The 3,101-nt window shown below is 63.1% G+C and carries 3 protein-coding genes; 1 reads left to right on the forward strand and 2 read right to left on the reverse strand.

The genetic code is table 11. The features are described 5' to 3' along the window. Positions 1-371: motility-associated protein (locus tag WA989_RS04815; RefSeq protein ID WP_424339373.1), on the reverse strand; the 371-nt coding region annotated here is incomplete at its 3' end. Positions 372-497: 126 nt separating this feature from the next. Between WA989_RS04815 and WA989_RS04820 the strand changes: the two genes are divergently transcribed. Further along, positions 498-1,793, forward strand: coding sequence for an MFS transporter (locus WA989_RS04820; protein ID WP_424339374.1), 1,296 nt, complete (start codon positions 498-500; stop codon positions 1,791-1,793). Positions 1,794-1,901: 108 nt separating this feature from the next. Here the strand turns inward: WA989_RS04820 and WA989_RS04825 are convergent. Then, on the reverse strand, positions 1,902-3,101 hold a 1,200-nt coding region (locus WA989_RS04825), incomplete at its 5' end, for a lytic murein transglycosylase (RefSeq protein WP_424339375.1).

Here is a 3,101-nt window from a genome sequence, read left to right on the forward strand (position 1 = left end):
TCGCGGGCCGCCTCATCAGCGAGCAGGCGCGGGCGGTTCTGGAACACCGGGGACGCCTCAGGCTCTTCGATATCCGCTTCGATCGAGACGATCCCGCCGCGGCGCGCCCGGCGGATCAGCTCATTCATGCCGGTCAGAAGGTCTGCATAATCGTCTTTCGACCATTTCGGGCCGGTCACGGCTTTCCAGAGGCCTCTGACCGCCTCCCCTGCCACGCGCGGCGAATTGCCGACGAGCAGAGTGCCGACCGCTGCGCCGCCGATCAGCGCGATCTCGAAGGGCAGAGCCTGCATGATGGCCGGGCTGCCTGAGAAGATCAGCGCGCCAATAATAATGGCAACGACGGTGAGAAGGCCGAGGAGTTGAAACATCGAAGCTCCGTGAGACTGGAAGAGCCAGCATGACGGCGAGGGCTTTAGATATGGTTTCCGCCCACATTAGAGGGCTGGCGCGAGGGCATTGCTTGATATTTTCCGGGGCGCAGCCGAAGAGAGGGCATGACGCAAGCGCCCGCACCTCAGACCGATCAGCAGAGAGATGACAGGCGGGGCGCGTTCCGGCTGCTGTTCTTTGCGCTGCTGGCAGTTGGCGCAGGCAATACGATGCTGGTCAGCGCCATCCTGCCGCCTTTGTCGCGCGATCTCGGCCTGCCGGACTGGATGGCGGGTGCGATCTTTTCGCTCTCGGCCGCGATCTGGACGGTGACGTCCTCCTTCTGGGGGCGCAAATCAAATGAATGGGGCCGGCGGCCGGTCGCGGCGATGGGCATGCTCGGCTTTTCGGTGTCGATGCTGCTCTTCGGAACCTTCGCGGCGCTCGCCATGTCGGGTTATATCAAGAGCGCGATCTTCATTTTCATCTGCCTGCTCTGCTCGCGCACCCTGTTCGGCCTGTTCGGATCGGGCACCAATCCGGCCGCGCAGGCCTATATCGCGGACCGCACGAGCCGGGACAAGCGAACGGAAGAAATCGCCTCGCTGACGTCCGGTTTCAGCTTCGGCGCGGTTGCAGGCCCGGCCTTCGCAGCCGCTGTGGGCGCAGTGTTCGGCCTGCTGACGCCTGTCTTCCTGATCTCGGCGATCGCGGCCCTTTTGTCTTTTCTGATCTTCACCCGGCTGCCGGAGAATATGGCGCCCCGCAAGGAGGCCGGCCGCAAGAAAGATGGCAGACGCGAGGGCGATGGGCTGTGGCGCGACCCGCGCGTGCTGCCTTTTCTGGTCTTTGCGGTCTGCCTGTCGCTTGTCACGGGCGTGCTGACCCAGACTTTCGCCTTCGCCATCATGGACAAGATCGAGGTCGATGGGGCCGCCGCCATGCAGTTTACCGGGCCGGCCTATACGGTTGGCGCGGCCGGCACGCTGATCTCGCAGCTGGTCATTATTCCTCGGCTGAAAATGACGAACCGGACGCTGATGGTTGTCGGGGCGCTGACCTTGTCGCTGGGCGCCTTCCTGATCGTGCCGACGCGCGAGTTCGCGGTGCTGGTGGTTGCACAATTTTTTGTCGGGATTGGCCAGGGTCTGGCACGGCCGGGCTTTTCAAGCGGCGCGTCGCTCGCGGTCGGCTCATCGCTTCAGGGCAATGTCGCCGGGCTTGTGATTTCCGCCAATGGCATGGGATTTATCGTCAGCCCCTTCTTCGGGCCCTGGATGTACGAAAACGTCCACCCCTTCGCACCGTTTCTGGGGGCAGGGGTCATGCTGCTCCTGATGGCGGCGTTCGCACACAAAGTCTTTCCGGCCAATCAGGTCATTCTCGACGATCCCGATGATGCGCCGGATGTGTATGACTAGGCTTGCCCGATAGGCTTAGCGGTGGTGTCCCCCTCGACCGCGTCAGCGGTCTGAGGGGCCAGCTTGCAACGTTTCCAGCCTCGTCACGAGTTTTTTGCGCGGCTGGCCCTAGCTCCCGAGCTTTGCGAGAACGTCATCGAGCGCCGGGCGGGAGGGGTAGCCGTCGGCCAGCAACCCGTTCGACTTCTGGAAGCGTTGCAGTGCCGCGCGCGTGCCAGACCCGGCTATGCCGTCGACGACGCCGGCGTCAAAGCCGAGCTGGTTAAGGGCCGCCTGCAGCTTGCGCACGTCTTCATTGTTGAGGCGCGGAATGTCGGTCGGCCAGGCGGCGACCGGGCCGTACTGGCCCTGGAGCCCATCTGCAAGCAAACCAACAGCGAGCGCGTAGGAGTTCGACCGGTTATAGGTCTTGAACACCTCGAAATTCTTGAACAACAGATATTTCGGCCCTGTTGCGCCGGTCGGAAGCCAAAGCTCGGCATAGGTACTGTCATCGACGCCCCAGGCGCCGCCGCGGATGGGCGACAGGCCAAGCGACTGCCAGGTCGACATGCGCCGTTCATTGCCGTCGGCATAAGACCAGTCAAACCCCGAGGGCGCGAGCACTTCGATGCCCCAGGGCTGGTCGAAGACATAGCCGGAGGCCGACAGATAATTGGCGGCAGAGGCGAGGGCGTCCGGTGCGCTTGCCCAGATATCGGCTTTGCCGTCGCGCTCAAAATCCTGCGCATAGGCGAGATAGGTTGTCGGCATGAACTGGGTCTGGCCCATGGCGCCCGCCCAGCCAGAACCGAGCTGCTCGCGGTCCGCGAACCCGTTCTCGACGATTTTCATGAGCGCGATGAGCTGGCTCTCGGCAAAGCTCCTGCGGCGGCCCTCGACAGCCATGTTGGAGAGCGTATTGGCCGCATCATAATTGCCGATGTACGAGCCGAAATTGGTTTCCATCGCCCAGATCGCGCTGATCGCTTCGCGGTTCACGCCATAAGTTTGCTCGAGCACATCGAAGACCGGTGCGAGCTGCATCAGCTTTTCCTGGCCGGTTTCGAAACGGTTGGTGGTGACAGCGGTGCGCAGATATTCCCAGACAGGTTTGGCAAACTCGGCCTGGTCGGCAATGCCGGTGCTGGCGACGCCTACCGTCTCGCTGAGATAAAGGTCCAGCGGGGAAATGCCTTCGAGCATGGCGTAGACGACGGCCGGGTTGCGGCCTTGCGCGCGGGCACGCTGGGCAAAGTCCTCGCGCCAGATATCCATGTCGCGATTACCAGACGCCGTGAACGGGCCGGTCGGGCCTGCAACGGGGGC

The organism is Henriciella sp. (assembly GCF_049649345.1).
In the GTDB taxonomy this organism is placed as follows: domain Bacteria; phylum Pseudomonadota; class Alphaproteobacteria; order Caulobacterales; family Hyphomonadaceae; genus Henriciella.